The following is a 17,163-nucleotide window of genomic DNA, read 5'->3' as shown; positions in this document are numbered from 1 at the left end:
GTCTACCGTCGCCCTTCCCGCCACGTCCGCAACCGCCGCCGCGCGCCGCGCCCGAGCAGCAACACCGGCCAGGCCGCCGCGAACGCGACCCCGACGGGCACCGCCTGCTGCCATGCCGGCGCGCTCAGCACGGTCGCCTGCGGATTGTGGTCCCCGACCCCCTGCCAGCGCGAGGGGGGCAGCACGACGAACCGCGCCTTGCCGATGACGTTGTCCACCGGCACCAGGCCGGCGACCCCGCCGTTGCCCTGGTACCGCGAGTCCCGCGAGTCGTTGCGGTTGTCGCCCATCACGAACAGGTAGCCGTCCGGCACCTTCACCTCGGCGAAGGAGTCCTGGACGGTGCTCCTGCCCGGCTCCCAGTACACGTACGGCTCGTCCAGCGCCTTGCCGTCCACGATCACGTGGTTCGACGAGTCGCAACAGCGCACGGTCTGCCCGCCGACCGCGATGACCCGCTTGACGAAGTCCTCCTCGTCCGGCGCGGCGAGCCCAACCATCGAGCCGGCCTGCTGGAGCCAGCGCACCAGCACGTTGTCCGAGCGCGGCGCGGCCTCCGAGTGGTCCCAGGTGTCGGGGCCCTTGAAGACGACCACCTCACCGGGCGCCGGATGGGTGAAGTCGTAGAGCATCTTGTCCACGAGCACGCGGTCGCCGACGCAACCGGCGCAGCCGTGCAGCGTCTGTTCCATCGACTGCGACGGGATCAGGTACACCCTGCCGACGAAGGTCTGGATCAGGAACACCAGCACGAGCGCGACACCGATCAGGATGGGCAGCTCCTGCCAGAACGAACGCTTACGCCGGGACTTGCGTGGTGGCGGGTGGGTCGCCCCCGCCACCACGGCGTCCTCGGAGTCCTCGAATGTCGGTCCCCCCGACGCGACGTCTGACACATTCACCAGCGTACCCAGCGTGATCCACCGGCAACCGGCCAGCCGGGCTCAGCCCGACGTCGTGGTCCGCGCCGCCACGAGCTTGGTCCTGATCCGCCTGCCGAGCCACAGCGTCGGCCACGCGGCGGCGAAGCCGACACCGGCCGGCACGCCGACCTGCCACGCCGGTGCGCCGATCGCGGCGGCCTGCGCGTTGTGATCGCCGATGCCCTGCCACCGGGACGGCGGCAACACGATGAACCTGGCCTTGCCGATCACGTTGGACACTGGCACGACGCCGCGCTCGCCGCCGCCGCCCTGGCAGCGCGAGTCGCAGGAGTTCATCCGGTTGTCGCCCATCACCCAGAGATCACCCTGGGGGACCTTCACCGGTTCGAACGGCGGCATGTCCTGCGGGCCGGTGCCGGGCATCCAGTAGATGTAGGGCTCGTCCAGCGCCTTGCCGTCGACGATGACCCGATGCTGCGCGTCGCAGCACTGCACGGTCTGACCGCCGGTGGCGATGACCCGCTTGACGAAGTCGCGCTCGTCCGGCGGGGCCAGCCCGATCAGCGACGCGACCTGCTGGATCCCTCGGACCAGGAAGTTGCTCGACCGGTCCGAGCGGAACTCGTTCTGTAGCCAGGAGTCCGGCCCCCGGAACACGACGACGTCGCCCGGCGACGGGTCGGAGAAGTCGTAGGTGACCTTGTCCACCAGCACCCGGTCGTTCGTGCAGCCGGTGCACCCGTGAAGGGTCTGCTCCATTGACTGCGACGGGATGACGTACACGCGGGCCAGGAAGGTCTGGATGAGGAAGGTCAGCACGATCGCGGTCACGAAGAGGATCAACACTTCGCGCCAGAACGGCGTCTTCTTCTTGGCCTTGCCGGAGTGCCGGCCCCGCCCCGAGTCAGACTCGGGGGCGGGGTCCTCGGCTACTCCGTCTGGACGATCAGGGTCGTCCTCAGCTGCGGTGGAACGCACGGGGTCTGCCACGTAGGCAGGCTACGGCAGCCGGCGGGCCATCCGTCAGGAGGCCGGCCGAGCGTCGCGCTTCTCCTTGATCTTGGCGGCCTTGCCGCGGAGGTCGCGCAGGTAGTACAGCTTGGCGCGACGCACGTCACCACGGGTGGCGACCTCGATCTGGGCGATGTTGGGCGAGTGCACCGGGAAGGTGCGCTCAACGCCGACGCCGAACGAGACCTTGCGAACCGTGAAGGTCTCACGCACGCCGCCGCCCGAGCGACGGATGACGACGCCCTGGAACACCTGGACCCGCTCGCGGGAGCCCTCGATGACGCGGACGTGAACCTTCAGCGTGTCGCCCGGCCGGAAGCTCGGGATGTCGGAACGCAGCGACTGGGCGTCAAGAGCGTCCAGGGTGTTCATCGGTGGTCCGTCCTCGTCCTTCGGGTGTCTTCCGTACTCCCCACGGGCGCGACCGATCTACGCTAGGCGACCTGGCCGCGACCAAACCTGGGGTGGGCTTGTGGTGCGCGCCGAACACGTGTCCGGCAGCAGCAACCTGTCCAGTGTGCCAGATGGGGCAGGCAGACCGGAAATCGACCCTATTGCTCCTGCTCGCGCAGGCGGCTGAGCAGGGCACGGTCGTGTTTGTCGAACGAGCTGTCCGGCAGCGCGTCGAGCAGTTCCGGGCGGCGGCGCAGCGTCCGCTCCAGCGACTGGTCCCGCCGCCAGCGGTCGATCAGGGCGTGGTTGCCGGACCGGAGCACGTCGGGCACCGGCCGCTCCCGCCACACTTCCGGCCGGGTGTAGCTGGGGCCCTCCAACAGACCGTCAGAGAACGAGTCCTGCGCCGCCGACGCGGGGTTGCCGAGCACGCCTGGCAGGAACCTGGCCACCGCCTCGACCATCACCAGCACCGCGACCTCGCCGCCGACCAGCACGTAGTCGCCGATCGACACCTCGTCCACCCGCATCCGGGTCGCGGCGTCGTCGACGACCCGCTGGTCGATGCCCTCGTAGCGACCGCAGGCGAACACCAGCCGCTGCTCGGTGGCGTACTCGTGGACCAGTTCCTGGGTGAACGGCCGGCCGGCCGGGGTCGGCACGACCAGCCTCGGCGTCGGGTCGCCAGCGCACACCTCGTCCAGGGCAGGACCCCACACGTCCGGCTTCATCACCATGCCGGGGCCGCCGCCGTAGGGGCTGTCGTCCACCGCCCGGTGCACGTCGTGGGTCCAGTTCCGCAGGTCGTGCACGTCGAGGCTGAGCAGGCCCCGGTCGATGGCCCTGCCGAGCAGCGCGGCCCGCATCGGGGCCAGGTACTCGGGAAAGATCGTGAGAACGTCGATGCGCACGGATCAGGCCTCGTCCAGCAGGCCGTCCGGCGGGTCGAGCACGACGCGGCCGCCGCGCACGTCCACCTGCGGCACGATCTCCCGCACGAACGGCACCAGCAGCTCGCCGCCGCCCTCGCGCCGGATCACGAGCAGCTCGCCGCCCGCGCCGTGCGCGATCTCGAGCACGGTGCCGACCTGGGTGCCGTCCAGCAGCACCGCAGCGAGGCCCTCGAGCTCGTGGTCGTAGAACTCGTCCGGATCCCCGGTCGGTGGCAGGTCGGCGGTGTCGGCGAGCAGCAGCGTGCCGCGAAGGGTCTCGGCGACGTCCCTGGTCAGGACCTCCTCGAAACGCACCAGCAGCCGCCCGGCGTGAGGCCGGGCGGCTGCCACGGTGAGACTCCGCGACGCACCGTCACGCAGACGCGCGGCCAAGACCGCGCCGATGGCAAAGCGGACTTCGGGTGAGTCAGTGCGCAGGTCAACGGACAGTTCGCCGGTGATTCCATGCGCCTTGGCCACCCGGCCAATAACGACGTCCATGCGTTGGGTGCGTCCGTTCAGCGATCGGTGTCGACCACGTCGACCCGCACACCACGACCGCCGATGCCGGCCATCACGGTGCGCAGAGCGGTCGCCGTGCGTCCGCCGCGCCCGATCACCTTGCCGAGGTCGTCCGGGTGGACGTGCACCTCAAGGGTGCGGCCTCGACGCGTGGTGACCAGGTTGACGCGCACGTCGTCCGGGTGGTCGACGATGCCGCGGACGAGGTGCTCAAGGGCGTCCGCGAGCAAGCTCACGCCTCGCCGCCCTCGGCCTTCTCAGCGGCGGGCTCGCCGCTCTCATCCTTGGTCGCAGCCTTCTCGGACTTGGCGCCACCCTTCTTCTTCTGGGTGGTGGCCTCGGCCATCGGCTCCTCGCCAGCGGCGGCAAGCGCGGCGGCGAACAGCACGGCCTTGTCCGGCTTGGGCTCGCGGTGCTTCAGCGTGCCCTCGGCGCCCGGCAGGCCCTTGAACTTCTGCCAGTCACCGGTGATCTTCAGCAGGTTCTGGACGGAGTCGGTGGGCTGCGCGCCGACGCTCAGCCAGTACTGCGCCCGCTCGGAGTCGACCTCGATGAAGCTCGGCTCCTGCTTGGGGTGGTACTTGCCGATCGTCTCGATCGCCTTGCCACTGCGACGGGTGCGGGCGTCGGCGACAACGATCCGGTAGTACGGCTGACGGATCTTGCCAAGCCTCTGCAGCTTGATCTTGACGGCCACGGGTTGGGGTGCTCCTCAAGCTCTCGTTTACTCAGGTGCGAGCACTCTTCACCCGAGTGGGGACGGGTCCGAGCGCCCAGAGATCATGGCAACCATGGCGCGGTGAGAGGGTCCGGCCACGGCAGACAACCAGCCATTCTGCCAGACGGCCAGCACGCCACACGAATCGGTGTGCCGTTTCACTGGCGAAACCTCGGTGTTCGAGGGCGTCGACGCGGGGTTCGCGCGGCGGAACGTGACCGATCGCACGCGGCGACGGGTCAGGCCCGCATCACGCCGAGCGAGATCAGCAGAAACGTCAGGCCGGGCAGGAAGTTGTTGATCACGTGCGCCACCACGCTCGCGGTCAGCCTGCCGGTGATCAACCTGGCGAACCCGATCGGCAGGGCGATGACCAGCAGCAGCGACGTGCGCAGCGGTTCGAGGTGGCCCGCGGCGAAGATCGCCGTGCTCAGCACGAACGCCGCCCACCTGCTCCAGCGCAGCCGCTCGATCGCGCCCCACAGCAGCCCCCGGTAGATCAGCTCCTCGCACAGCGGCGCGAGCAGACACACGTACAGGAACATCACCACGGCGGCCGACACCGGCATCGCCTTGCCGTCCACCAGCGACCCGATCGCCGACGTCGCGTTCTGCTGGCCGACGACCTTCGACCACACGGCCGCCGCGACATAGGTGAGCGCGAGCCCGGCAAGGCCGAGCTTGAGACCCACCTTGACGTCGCTCCACCGCCACTGGAGCCGCAGGTCGATCAGCGGACCGTTACCTCGGACCACCGTGGCCAGCACGGCGACCCCCGCCGCCAGCACCGTCGGCACCATCGACGCGACGAGGATGACCGTCACCGAGTCCGCCGGATCGGGCATGAGCCGCCGCGCGATCGCGCCGATGAACACCGCGGACAGGATGAAGACGGCCTCGGTCAGCAGGAACGCGCCGAATCCCCATCGCTGTCCCTGACATTCCCTCGGGCGCTCCTGCTGGATCGCCCGCACGCTGGCCAGCAGGCCGGTGCGGGTGTCGGCGGATTCCCCCGAGGGCTCCGGTGCGTCTGTTGAGTGCACATGCGCCTCCGTCGAGCCGGTCGCTGTCCCAGGCTGCCTTCGCTCCAGCAGCGAGCCGTGTCAGCCGAGAGTAGTCCGGTTGGCCGGCACAGGTGCCGGGCCCAATGAACAGAACAGGGTCAGCTCACGGAGAAGAACAGGTACACGGCTGGCAGCAGGTTGTTCGCCCCGTGCGCCACCAGGCTCGCCCCGACCCGACCCGTCGTCATCCTCGCCCAGCCGATGGCGACGCCCTGGGCGAACAGGCTCAGCGTGCGCCAGGACTCCTCGTGCAGGAACGCGAAGATCAACGCGGTCAGCGCGAGTATCGCCAGACGCGGCACCCGGTAGTGCGCCAACGCGCCCCACAGCGCGCCGCGCACCAGCAGCTCCTCGGTCAGCGGGGCGCCGAGCAGCAGGAACAGCGCGGCCAACGCGAGCCAGACCGACCGGCCGCCGGCGAGCGCACCGAGGTCGTCCAGCGGCGAGCCGCCGACCGCCCCGTCGTGCACCAGGTACAGCAGCACCCCGATGGACCAGCCGGCGAACAGCGAGAACCCGCCGCAGGCGAGGCCGACGCGGACGTCGCGCCAGGTCGGCAGCAGCCCGAAGTCCCTGGCGGGCCCAGCGCCCTTCCACCAGGACGCCACCAGCGGGCCGAGGCCGAGGAACAGGTTGGGCAGGAAGGCGAGCAGCAGCAACGGGCCGAGCACCGGCCGGCCCGCGGACTCGAACTGGGTGAACCGGCCCGGCAGCGTCGCGGTGAGGACCAGCGTGACGAGGTAGTAGCCGCCGATGCCCGCGAAGAAGGCCGCGAACCCCCAGTGCGCGGCGGCCCGCGCCGGCTCGGCGAGCGGCGGCGTGCCCGGCTGTCCCTGCTCGTCCACCGCGCACTCCCAGGCTCGGCCCGTGGCTCGGCGCCTAGATCAGGCGACCACGCAACATGATGGCGCTCGGCGAGCGCAGCACCTCGAGATCGGCCCTCGGATCACTCGGGTAGACCACGATGTCCGCAGGCGCGCCCTCGACGAGACCGGGGTAGCCGAGCCATTCGCGGGCCGCCCAGGAGGCCGCGCCGATCGCCTGCTCCGCAGACATTCCGGCTCGGTGCAGCGCGACGATCTCGTCGACGATCCTGCCGTGCTCGATGCCGCCACCCGCATCGGTGCCCGCGAACACCCGGACCCCCGCCTCGATGGCCGCGCTGATCGCGGCGGGCGCCCGCCGGTACAGCTCGGTCATGTGGGCCGCGTAGTCCGGGTACTTGGTCGCCGCAGACGCGATCGACGGGAAGTTCTCCACGTTGATCAACGTCGGCACCAGCGCGGTGCCGGCCTCGGCCATGTCCGCGATGGTCGCGTCAGTGAGGCCGGTGCCGTGCTCGATGCAGTCGATACCGGCGGCGAGCAGGCCGGGAATCGCGTCCTCGCCGAACACGTGCGCGGTGACCCGCGCACCGCCCTCGTGCGCGATCTTGATGGACTGCGCCAGCACCTCGTCGGACCACAGCGGCGCGAGATCCCCGGTCGGCCGGTCAATCCAGTCGCCGACCAGCTTGACCCAGCCGTCCCCGTAGGCGACCTGCTCGGCCACGGCGGCCGGCAGCAACTCCTGGTCGGTCAGCTCGACGCCCAGGTACGGGATGTACCGCTTCGGCCTGGCCAGGTGCCGGCCAGCGCGCACAATCCTCGGCAGGTCGAGGCGCTCCTGCAACGGCCGGGTGTCGATGGGCGAACCGCAGTCCCTGATCAGCAGGGTCCCGGTGTCGCGGTCGATCTCGGCCTGCTCGGCCGCCTCGGCCAGCTCGACCGGGCCCTTCGGCCCGATGCCGACGTGGCAGTGCGCGTCGACGAGGCCGGGCAGCAGGAACCCGCCGTCCACCACGGTGCGCGCGCCGGGCACCGGCTTGGTGCGCACGCGGCCGTTGACGACCCACAGGTCGCGTGCCTCGCCGTCGGGCAGGACGGTGCCGCGCAGGTGCAGTCCGCTCATCGAGTCAGTTCTTGCCGAACTTGAGCTTGGACGGGTCGAAACCGGGGGGCAGCTGGTCGAGGCCGCCGTTGAGGCCGGGGGGCAGCTCGGCGGGACCCGCGCCCATCCCCGGCATGCCGCCGGGGAAGCCGCCGGGCATCATGCCGGGCAGACCGCCCTTGAACTTCGGCGGAGTCGGGCCGCGTCCCTTCCCCTTCTTCCCCTTCTTGCCCTTGCGGTTCTTGCTGCCGCCGCCGGGCAGACCGAACCGGCCGGCCATCTGCGCCATCATCTTCCTGGCGTCGAAGAACCGGTTGACGATCTCGTTGACGTCGCTGACCTTCACGCCGGATCCGTTGGCGATGCGGAGCCGCCGCGAGGCGTTGATCATCTTCGGGTCGGCCCGCTCGGCCGGGGTCATGCCCCGGATGATCGCCTGCACCCGGTCGAGGTGCTTCTCGTCAAGCTGGGCCAGCTGGTCCTTCATCTGGCCAGCGCCGGGCAGCATGCCGATCAGGTTGGCCAGCGGCCCCATCTTGCGGACGGCGAGCATCTGCTCGAGGAAGTCCTCAAGCGTCAGCTCCCCCGTGCCGATCTTCTGCGCGGCGACCTGGGCCTGCTCGGCGTCGAACGCCTGCTCGGCCTGCTCGATCAGGGTGAGCATGTCGCCCATGCCGAGGATGCGGCTGGCCATCCGATCGGGGTGGAAGACGTCGAAGTCCTCCAGCTTCTCCCCGTTGGAGGCGAACATGATCGGCTGGCCGGTCACCTCGCGGACGCTCAGCGCGGCGCCACCCCTGGCGTCGCCGTCGAGCTTGGTGAGCACCACGCCGGTGAAGCCGACACCGTCGCGGAACGCCTCGGCGGTAGTCACCGCGTCCTGGCCGATCATGGCGTCGACCACGAACAGCACCTCGTCCGGCTGGACGGCGGTGCGGATGTCCGCAGCCTGACGCATCATCTCCTCGTCGACACCCAGCCGGCCGGCGGTGTCCACGACCACGACGTCGTGCTGGGCGCGGCGCGCCTCCTCGATGCCTCGGCGGGCCACGTCGACCGGGTCGCCGACGCCGTTGCCCGGCTCCGGCGCGAACACGGTGACGCCGGCGCGCTCGCCGACCACCTGGAGCTGGGTCACCGCGTTGGGCCGCTGGAGGTCGCAGGCGACGAGCAGCGGCGCGTGCCCCTGGCCGCGCAGCCACTTGGCCAGCTTGCCGGCCAGCGTCGTCTTGCCGGCGCCCTGGAGGCCGGCGAGCATGATCACCGTCGGCGGGTTCTTGGCGAGGTTCAGCCTGCGGGTCTCGCCGCCGAGGATGTTGACCAGTTCCTCGTTGACGATCTTGACGACCTGTTGGGCCGGGTTGAGCGCCTGGGACACCTCGGAGCCCTTGGCCCGCTCCTTGATGCCCGCGATGAACGACTTCACGACGGGCAGCGCGACGTCCGCTTCGAGCAGCGCGATGCGGATCTCGCGGCAGGTCGCGTCGATGTCGGCGTCGGAGAGCCGACCCTTGCCGCGCAGGTTTTGCAGGACCGAGGTGAGCCGGTCGGAGAGGGTGTCGAACACGGTGCCGCCAGACCTCGCAAATCGTCGGAGACTTCGTCGACTTCACTGACGAAGTAACAACGAGGGTAGCCGCTCGACACCCTCGACCGTGCACAACCGGCTCGACCTGCGCGGCAAAGCGGGCGCGGGGGCCGTCCCTGGCTGGTGCCCGGCCGGCGCCGGGCCGGCGTCAGATGGTCTTCGGCTGGTCTTCGGCGGGCCGAGCCGGCGGCGGCCGCACGACATCGCAGACCGGTGGATCGGGGATACGGGTGCAGCGATCGTCACCAACGCGGCGATCGTCACCAACGCGGGGCTCATCCCGAGGATGGGTCGAGCTGCCCTGAGGCGGCCCGACCCCTCATCAGGCCGCCTCGGACAGCTCGCGATGCGACTCGGCACCCCTACCTCGGCCCCCGCCGCCCCAACCCCCCGGTCACTGGGCGGCCCCCTGGCCTCGGTTCCCTCACCGCGTCACAGGGAAGAGACTGCCCGGTGACCCATCTCCGCAGGCAGCGTGAGCACCCGCTATGTGCAGTGCGTAATGCTACGCATCACGGAAGGGGGTTGTTTCCACCCAATTGGACGTATCTGGCGAGCGTTTGCGTACTCGTAGCGTGATCAGCGGGCGGCGTCCAACACGGCCCGCTCGACCGCCCGCCGAGTGGCCGAGTCCAGCGTCTCGCCGCCGTCGACGGCCAAGCTGAACGAGTCGACCACGGTGCCGCCCAGGGTCGCCACCCGCGCCCACAACACGTCCATGCCGCATCGTTCGAGCGCGTCGGCGACCCGATGCAGCAGCCCGATCCGGTCGGCGGCACGCAGTTCGAGCACGACGGCACCGGACGCCTCGTCGTCGAACCACAGCACCTTCACCGGCGGCGGATCGATCGGCGGGCCACCGTAGTCCTGCTCCTTCGCGACCAACTTCTCCGCGAGCGGCAGCGAACCTTCCAGCGCTCTGGTCAGTTGCTCACGCAGCAGCGTGACGTCCGGCAGCGAACCGAACCTCGGCGACACCGTGAACACCTCGACGGCGGCCCCGGCGTGACTGCGCACCGTGGCGGTGTGCACCTCGAGCGAGTGCAGCGCGAGGACCCCGGCCGTCCTGGACAGCAGCCCGCGCCGATCCGGCGCGACGACCGTCACCTCGGCGGAATGCGGCCCTTTGGCGAGCACGATGTTGGGCCGACCCGCCGCGACGGCGACCTCGGCCAGCGCCCGTTGCGCCTCGTCCAACGGCTCCGGCCGGGGCTGGGGATCCCCCGCCATCATCGCCCGACACCGCCGCACCAGGTCGTTGATCAGCGACGACTTCCACTCCGTCCACACACCGGGACCGGTGGCCATCGCATCGGCCTCGGTGAGCGCGTGCAGCAGCTCCAGCAACACCGGGTCGCCGTCAAGGGTGTCGAGCACCCGCCGCACGGTGGCCTCGTCCGCAACGTCCCGCCTGGTCGCGGTGTGCGGCAGCAGCAGGTGGTGCCGGACCAGCTCGGACAGGGTTTCCACGTCCGACGGCCACAGGCCGAGCCGCTCGCCGACCTGCGCGGCCAGGGCTGCGCCGACCTCGGAGTGGTCGAGCTCGCGCCCCTTGCCGATGTCGTGCAGGAGCGCGCCGAGCAGCAACAGGTCGGGTCGGGACACCCTGGTGACCAGGCGCGCCGCGTACGCCGTCGTCTGCACCAGGTGCCGATCCACCGTCCAGGTGTGCGCGGCGTCCCGTGGCGGCAGGTCGCGGACCGCACCCCACTCCGGGAACAGCCGGCCCCACAGCCCGGTGCGGTCCAGCGCCTCCACCACGTCGACCATGCCGGGGCCTGCGCCGAGCAGGGCGAGCAGCTCCTCCCTGGCATCCCTCGGCCAGGGCCCGCGCAGCTCGGGAGCGGACTCCGCCAGCCGCGCGAGCGTGCCGGCCGCAATCGGGTGCTTGCTGCGCGCCGCGGCCGTGGCCACCCGCAACAGCAGTGCCGGATCCTTGCTCGGCACGGCGTCCCTGGCGAGCGCCACCTCGGCACCGTGCAGCACCACACCGTCGTCCAGCGGCCGCCGCGAGGGTGTCCGGCGCAGCGGCGACAGCAGGCTCCGCTTCGGCGCCGACGCGCGCGCGGAGCGCATCGCCACATCCACGGCGTAGACCACGGTCCTCGCCGCCGAGGACAGCGCCTTGGCCAGCGCGAACCGGTCGGCGAGGCCCAACGCGGCCGCCACCTCGTCGCCATCCTGCGCGCGGAGCACGTCCCGTGGCTTGCGGCTGGAGCGCCGCAGCTCGGTGCGCACGTCCAGCAGCAGGCGACGCGCCTCGTTCACCTCGGGGCCGGGCCGGTCGATGAGCTGGCCCGCGGCCAACGCATCCAGCAGCGCCACGTCACGCAGGCCGCCCTTGCCGTGCTTGAGATCCGGCTCGACCCGGTGGGCCACCTCGCCGCTGCGGGCCCACCGCTTGCCGGCCGACTCGGCCAGCTCGTCCAGCCTGTTGCGCACGCCGGAGCGCCACGCCTGGCGGGCGCTCTCCGACAGGCGCTGGGAGATCTCCTGGTCGCCCGACAGGTGCCGGACGTCCAGCAGGCCGAGCGCGGTGCGCAGGTCGCTGTCGGCCACCCGCAGCGCCTCGCCCACCGTCCGAACCGAGTGATCCAGCCCGATACCCGAGTTCCACAGCGGGTACCACAGCTTCTCGACCACCGCGTCGACGTCCTTGTGGCCGTTGTGCACCAGGACGAGGTCGAGGTCGGAGTAGGGCACCAGCTCCCGCCGCCCGAGGCCGCCGACCGTGACCAGCGCGAGCCCGCCGCCCGACTCGCCGCCAACGCCAGCGGCACCGGCATGAGCGATCAGCCAGAACTCGTGCAGGTCGACCAGCGCCTCGCGAAGCTCCTCGGCGGTCAGCCGACGCCGACCTGGTGCGAGCAGCCGCTCGCGCGCCCGCACCAGGTCGTCCGCCGTGACGACGGAGGGGCCGCCGGCACCGCCGTTGTCACCGTTGCTCATGATCACAGGGCGTCGTTACCGCGCTCCCCGGTGCGCACCCGGACAACTGTGTCCACCGGGGTAACCCAGACCTTGCCGTCGCCGATCTTGCCCGTGCGAGCGGCCTCCACGACGGCCTCGACCACCTTCTCCACCGCGCTGTCGTCGATGAGCACCTCGACGCGAAGCTTCGGGACGAAGTCCACCGAGTACTCGGCGCCCCGGTAGACCTCGGTGTGCCCCTTCTGCCGGCCGTAGCCCTGGACCTCGCTGACGGTCAGACCCTGCACACCGAGCTGTTCGAGCGCGGCCTTGACGTCATCGAGCGTGAACGGCTTGATGATCGCGGTAACGAGCTTCATCACTTGCTCCCCTCAAGCGCGGGAGCCGTCGCCCCAGCGCCGACCGTGCTGGCCTTGCCCGGACCCTGACCACCGCTGAAGCTGCCGAACTCGTACGCGCTCTCCGCGTGCTCGGCCTCGTCGATGCCGGTGACCTCGGCCTCCGTGTCGACCCGGAAACCGATGGTCTTGTTGATGATCCAACCGATCACGAACGCGAGCACGAACGAGTAGAGCATCACCGAGAACGCCGCGATCGCCTGCTTGCCTAGAAGGCTGAACCCGCCGCCGTAGAACAGGCCGTCCTTGCCGGCGGAGTTCGCGCTGATCGTGCCGAAGAATCCGATCAGCAGCGTGCCGACCAGACCGCCGACCAGGTGGACACCGACGACGTCGAGCGAGTCGTCGAAGCCCAGCCGGTACTTCAGACCGACGGCAAGGGCACAGAGCGCCCCAGCGATCAGCCCGATGGCCAGCGCGCCAAGCGGGTTCACGAAGCCGCAGGCCGGGGTGATCGCCACGAGCCCGGCAACCGCACCGGACGCCGCGCCGAGCGTGGTCGGCTTGCCGTCGCGGAACTGCTCCACGATCAGCCATCCGAGCACGGCCGTCGCGGTCGCCACCGTGGTGTTGGTGAACGCGACCGACGCGAGGTCACCCGCGGACAGCGCCGATCCCGCGTTGAAGCCGTACCAGCCGAACCACAGCAGGCTCGCCCCAAGCAGCACGAATGGCACGTTGTGTGGCCGCATCGGCTCCTTGGGCCAACCCCGACGCTTGCCGAGCACCAATGCCAGGGCAAGGCCCGCCGCGCCTGCGTTGATGTGCACCGCGGTGCCACCCGCGAAGTCCAGCGCGCCCAGCTTGTTCGCGATCCAGCCGCCGACGTTGCTCGCCCCGGTGAACCCGTTGAAGGAGAACACCCAGTGCGCCACCGGGAAGTACACGACGGTGACCCACACCGCGACGAACAGCGTCCACGCCCAGAACTTCGCCCGGTCCGCGATGGCCCCGGAGATCAGCGCAGGCGTGATGATCGCGAACATCAGCTGGAACATCACGAACGACAATGCGGGAATCGCGTCCGGCCCCGGCCACGGTGTCTTGCCGTCGGAGCTCGCCGCCCCGACAAGGTGGCCGATCGCGCTCTTCAACCCGACGAAGTCGAAGTTGCCGATCAGTCCGGCAAAGCCGTCGTTGCTGAATGCCAGGCTGTATCCGTACAGCGTCCACAGCACGCCCACGACGGCGAGCGCGATGAAGTTCAACATCAGCATGTTCAGCACGCTCTTCGAGCGCACCATGCCGCCGTAGAAGAACGCGAGCCCCGGTGTCATCAGCATGACCAGAGCTGCGCTGGCAAGCACCCAGGCGGTATCTCCTGCGTTCACATTGTCCTCCCGGTGACCCCTGTTGCCGCAGAAGGATCGAGACACGCTGTTTCACCTGGCCGCCCTGCACGTTTCCGCGATGTGAACTGTCGGACCTCAGGTGTTACAGCTGAGTTTCGGCCCGTATAAATGCAGCGGAAATGCGCATCCGCGACGCCGCGGCCGGTGACGGATAGTGCTCATGAGACCGCCACCGACACCCGCGAGAGCACTTGACTCAGCGCTTCGTCCAGCTCCCGCTCCGGTTCGTCCGAGGCCGCCGACGCGCGCCAGGCGACGAAACCATCCGGCCGGACCAGCACGGCGCCGTCCGCGCCGATACCCGCCTTGTCCTGCCAGCCGCCCGCGCGATCCACCACCACACCGTCCTGACCGACGCGGTACGCGGTCAGCCCGAGAGCCTCGGCCGCCGCGCACCAACTGTGCCCATCCGCCCCGGCGAGCACCGTGAACTCGGACCCGACGAGGTCCATTGTGGACACCCGCCGGCCACTCCGCCACACCCAGGAATGCGGCACACGACTGCCTGGCGAGCCGTCCAGGTCGCGCTGCACGTCTTCCAACGAAGGCAACTCCGTGTCGGCGCCGACCACCGCCGTCGAGTCGTAGCGGTAGCCGAGGTGCACCACCAGCGCGCTGGCCATGCCGAGCACCGCGCGTTCGGCGGCGCCGTCCGGGTTCCAATGCAGATCGGGGCGTCGCATCCGCAACAGGGCCTGGTCCAGCGCGAAGCGCGCCACCGGCCGTCGCTCGGCCTCGTAGCTGTCCAGCAGCTCGGTGCCGGCCCAGCCCTCGAGCACCGCGACCAGCTTCCAGGCCAGGTTGTGGACGTCGGCAATGCCGGTGTTCAGGCCGAACGCGCCGATAGGCGGCACGACATGGGCAGCGTCGCCGACCAGGAAGACACGGCCGTCCCGGAACCGGTCGGCCAGCCGGCCGGCCACCTGCCAGGGCAAGGTGCTCAGGATCTCCACCCGTAGATCGGGCACGCCGATCGCGGCCCGAACTAGTTCGAGACAGCGTTCGGTGGTGAAGTCCTCGGCCCGTTGGCCCCGCTCCGGGTCGTAACTGGTGTGGAAGACCCACCGATTGGTGTAGTTGATCGCCATCAGGTTCCCGGGGGCCTCCGGCGTGGTGATCTCGCAGACGATCGGCACGTGCTCCTTCACCAGATGGGTGAGGTCGGCCTGGAAATAGATGTTGACCATCGGCACGCCCATGCTGCCTGGGCCGGTGGTGCCGATGCCCAGCGTCCTGCGCACCGGACTGCCCGATCCGTCCGCGGCGATCACGTAGTCGGCCCGCACCACGTGTTGCGCGCCGCTGGAGCGTTCGCGCAGCGTCGCGACGACGACGTCGGCCTCCTGCTCGAGCGCGACCAACTCCACGCCGTTGCGGAGGTCGGCTCCGTGCTGGCGGGCGGCGGTGAGCAGCACCTGATCGATCCGATCCTGCGGGCAGCTGCCGCGCCGATCGCTGTGCGCGGGACTGATGTCCTCCCGCAGCGTGTCGCCGTAGTCGGGCGGTGGCGCCGTCCACCCGACTTCGTCGAGATCGGCCTCCGCCAGCGTCCTGGCGACCACCTTGCCTTCGGTGCCCGAGGCGCGCGGGACCGCGGCGAGGAACGCCTCCTCGATGCCGTGTTGTCGAAAGAACTCAACCGTGCGCAGACCAACTCCGGTGGCCCTGGGATGGGTGGCCACGCCGGCGTGCCGCTCGACCACGAGCGGCTGCACACCCTGCCTGGCCAGGAACAACGCCGCCGACAGACCGACGGTGCCACCGCCGACGACCAGAACCGGAACTCGTTCGGGAAACACGTTGACTCCTCATCTCGATTCAGCTCAACTATCCGGGAACACTGTTCCCACTGCGCACACCGTACTCATGATGTACAGTGTGCGCAACCGACTGAGAGAGATGATCGACATGACCAGCGAGGACGAGCCGCCACGCATCGACCTGGTGTGGACGCGGGTGGCCAGGCAGCCGCGGCGCGAACGGCCGGTGCTGAGCATCGATCGGATCGTCACCGCCAGCGTGGAGTTGGCGGACGCCGAAGGGCTCGACGCCGTGTCCATGCGAAGGATCGCGGCCGAGCTGGGTTCGGGCACGACGTCCCTGTACCGGCATGTCAGCAACAAGGACGACCTGCTCGACCTGATGGTCGACGAGATCTATGGCGAGTTCGACCCGCCGGACGCGCCGAGCGGCGACTGGCTGGCCGATCTCACGCTGGTGGCCAGGCAGGGTAGAGCGCGGATGTTGCAGCACCCGTGGCTTGCCTCGATCACGTCGAGCCGGCCCGCGCTCGGCCCCAACGCGTTGCGGCACGCCGAGTTTGCGCTCACCGCGGCGAACCCGGTGCACCGGGACGTCACGATCGTCGCGATGGTGCTGACCGCCGTGCAGGACTTCGTGCTCGGCGCGACGGTGGCGGAGTTGGCCGAGCGGGAGGCACACCGGCAGACCGGCCTCACGGAGGAACAGTGGCGGGCTGCCGTCGGCCCGTACATCCAGCGGGTCATCGAGAGTGGCGACTACCCCGCGATCAGCAGACGGGTTCGGGACGCCGAGGAACCGGGGCGCGAGGAGCAGTTCGAGCTCGGCCTCGGGTGTTTATTGGCCGGTATCGCGGCCAAGTACGCGGCCACCGGAGTGCGGTCGTGAACGAGACAGGTGCGGCGGCACCGGTTTTCGCTCACGACATCGCGGCTAGTGCGAGATCGGGAGTTGAGGTTCTGCGCGAAAGGAGGTCAATGGGAGGACGGGCGAACGGAGGTAGGTGAAGGCGGCGAACGGAGGTGGATGGAGGCGGGCGAAAGGCGGGTGAAGCTGTGTCGACGGGTTCGCGGGCTGAGGACGGTGCGGCTGCGCGGTAGCGGCTGCGCGGTAGCGGCTGCGCGGCGGCGGCCGTCCGGCGGCGACAGCGCGGCAGCGACAGCGCGGCAGCGGTCGGGTTTGACGGTCAGGTGTGCGAGGCCAGGGGCGAAGGCAGCACTCGGCCTGACTGCCGGACGTCCAGTCCTCGGGGTACCACGAGGACAGGGCGCCCAGTGACGGGCCGTCCGGTACCGGGCCGTCCGATGACGGGGCGCGCGGTTACAGGGCGCGGTACCGGGCCGTCCGGTGACCGGGCGAGCTGCGACAGGGTGCCCGGTGACAGGGCGCGCGGCGACCAGGCGTCCGGTGACAAGCCGACCGGCGACAGGGCGCGCGGCGACAGGGCGACCGGTGACAGCGCGCGGCGACAGGCGCGCGGTGAGGGGTTGTCCAGTGGCGAGTTGTTCGGTGGCGAGTCGTTCGGTGGCGAGTCGTTCGGTGGCGAGTCGTTCGGTGGCGAGTCGTTCGGTGGCGAGTCGTTCGGTGATGGGCTAGCCGCAAGGCCGTGAAGTGTGCGGGTGGGCGGCGCTGTCAAGCCCGCTGAAACCGGCAACGGAGTCCCTGCTAGAACGGTGTCGA

17 protein-coding genes are annotated in these 17,163 nt (G+C 70.2%); 2 read left to right on the top strand and 15 right to left on the bottom strand.

Annotated features, from left to right (window positions below; translation table 11 throughout):
• Window positions 1-2 precede the first annotated feature (2 nt).
• The 15 genes from lepB (F0L68_RS19705) to F0L68_RS19635 form a co-directional block, all read right to left on the bottom strand.
• A complete protein-coding gene (lepB, locus tag F0L68_RS19705; protein WP_223198957.1) occupies window positions 3-845 on the bottom strand; it encodes a signal peptidase I in 843 nt (280 codons plus the stop codon).
• 99 nt (window positions 846-944) lie between these two features.
• A complete protein-coding gene (lepB, locus tag F0L68_RS19700; protein ID WP_149851085.1) occupies window positions 945-1,874 on the bottom strand; it encodes a signal peptidase I in 930 nt (309 codons plus the stop codon).
• Between the two features lie 33 nt (window positions 1,875-1,907).
• Window positions 1,908-2,267: a 50S ribosomal protein L19 gene (gene rplS / locus F0L68_RS19695; protein WP_149851084.1), complete on the bottom strand. Its 360-nt coding sequence runs from the start codon at window positions 2,265-2,267 to the stop codon at window positions 1,908-1,910.
• 179 nt (window positions 2,268-2,446) lie between these two features.
• Complete coding sequence (gene trmD, locus F0L68_RS19690; protein ID WP_149851083.1) at window positions 2,447-3,199, bottom strand: tRNA (guanosine(37)-N1)-methyltransferase TrmD; 753 nt, start codon at window positions 3,197-3,199, stop codon at window positions 2,447-2,449.
• 3 nt (window positions 3,200-3,202) lie between these two features.
• The gene (rimM, locus tag F0L68_RS19685; protein ID WP_149851082.1) at window positions 3,203-3,721 is read right to left on the bottom strand and encodes a ribosome maturation factor RimM; all 519 of its coding nucleotides are present in this window, start codon (window positions 3,719-3,721) and stop codon (window positions 3,203-3,205) included.
• A 17-nt stretch (window positions 3,722-3,738) separates the two neighbouring features.
• On the bottom strand, window positions 3,739-3,978 hold the full coding sequence (locus F0L68_RS19680) for an RNA-binding protein (protein WP_030468017.1): 240 nt from the start codon (window positions 3,976-3,978) through the stop codon (window positions 3,739-3,741).
• Window positions 3,975-4,439, bottom strand: a complete 465-nt coding sequence (gene rpsP, locus F0L68_RS19675) for a 30S ribosomal protein S16 (RefSeq protein WP_149851081.1) — start codon at window positions 4,437-4,439, stop codon at window positions 3,975-3,977. Before rpsP ends, F0L68_RS19680 begins: the two co-directional genes overlap by 4 nt.
• 260 nt (window positions 4,440-4,699) lie before the next feature.
• Window positions 4,700-5,503 (bottom strand): CPBP family intramembrane glutamic endopeptidase, encoded by an 804-nt coding sequence (locus tag F0L68_RS19670; RefSeq protein WP_438672299.1) that lies wholly within the window; start codon window positions 5,501-5,503, stop codon window positions 4,700-4,702.
• A gap of 119 nt (window positions 5,504-5,622) precedes the next feature.
• On the bottom strand, window positions 5,623-6,369 hold the full coding sequence (locus tag F0L68_RS19665; protein ID WP_149851080.1) for a CPBP family intramembrane glutamic endopeptidase: 747 nt from the start codon (window positions 6,367-6,369) through the stop codon (window positions 5,623-5,625).
• Between the two features lie 34 nt (window positions 6,370-6,403).
• Entirely contained in the window at window positions 6,404-7,474 is a 1,071-nt protein-coding gene (locus F0L68_RS19660; RefSeq protein WP_149851079.1) for an amidohydrolase family protein, read from the bottom strand.
• A gap of 4 nt (window positions 7,475-7,478) precedes the next feature.
• The gene (ffh, locus tag F0L68_RS19655; protein WP_149851078.1) at window positions 7,479-9,020 is read right to left on the bottom strand and encodes a signal recognition particle protein; all 1,542 of its coding nucleotides are present in this window, start codon (window positions 9,018-9,020) and stop codon (window positions 7,479-7,481) included.
• A 600-nt stretch (window positions 9,021-9,620) separates the two neighbouring features.
• Window positions 9,621-11,990 (bottom strand): [protein-PII] uridylyltransferase, encoded by a 2,370-nt coding sequence (locus F0L68_RS19650; RefSeq protein ID WP_149851077.1) that lies wholly within the window; start codon window positions 11,988-11,990, stop codon window positions 9,621-9,623.
• A gap of 2 nt (window positions 11,991-11,992) precedes the next feature.
• On the bottom strand, window positions 11,993-12,331 hold the full coding sequence (locus F0L68_RS19645) for a P-II family nitrogen regulator (RefSeq protein WP_149851076.1): 339 nt from the start codon (window positions 12,329-12,331) through the stop codon (window positions 11,993-11,995).
• Entirely contained in the window at window positions 12,331-13,701 is a 1,371-nt protein-coding gene (locus tag F0L68_RS19640; RefSeq protein WP_188316684.1) for an ammonium transporter, read from the bottom strand. The genes F0L68_RS19645 and F0L68_RS19640 overlap by 1 nt, the downstream gene beginning before the upstream one ends.
• Before the next feature lie 179 nt (window positions 13,702-13,880).
• A complete protein-coding gene (locus F0L68_RS19635) occupies window positions 13,881-15,521 on the bottom strand; it encodes an FAD-dependent oxidoreductase (protein ID WP_149851075.1) in 1,641 nt (546 codons plus the stop codon).
• A 79-nt stretch (window positions 15,522-15,600) separates the two neighbouring features.
• On the opposite strand from F0L68_RS19635, the gene F0L68_RS19630 reads away from it, so the two are divergent.
• Together F0L68_RS19630 and F0L68_RS19625 are read left to right on the top strand one after the other, a co-directional pair.
• Window positions 15,601-16,371, top strand: a complete 771-nt coding sequence (locus F0L68_RS19630) for a TetR/AcrR family transcriptional regulator (protein ID WP_223198952.1) — start codon at window positions 15,601-15,603, stop codon at window positions 16,369-16,371.
• A 482-nt stretch (window positions 16,372-16,853) separates the two neighbouring features.
• Window positions 16,854-17,093, top strand: coding sequence for a hypothetical protein (locus tag F0L68_RS19625; RefSeq protein WP_149851074.1), 240 nt, complete (start codon window positions 16,854-16,856; stop codon window positions 17,091-17,093).
• Window positions 17,094-17,163: the final 70 nt, after the last annotated feature.

The sequence above is a fragment of the Solihabitans fulvus genome (genome assembly GCF_008386585.1).
Taxonomy (GTDB): domain Bacteria; phylum Actinomycetota; class Actinomycetes; order Mycobacteriales; family Pseudonocardiaceae; genus Solihabitans; species Solihabitans fulvus.
Note: the sequence above shows the minus strand (reverse complement) of the source record. Positions and strands in the feature narration are given on the sequence as shown.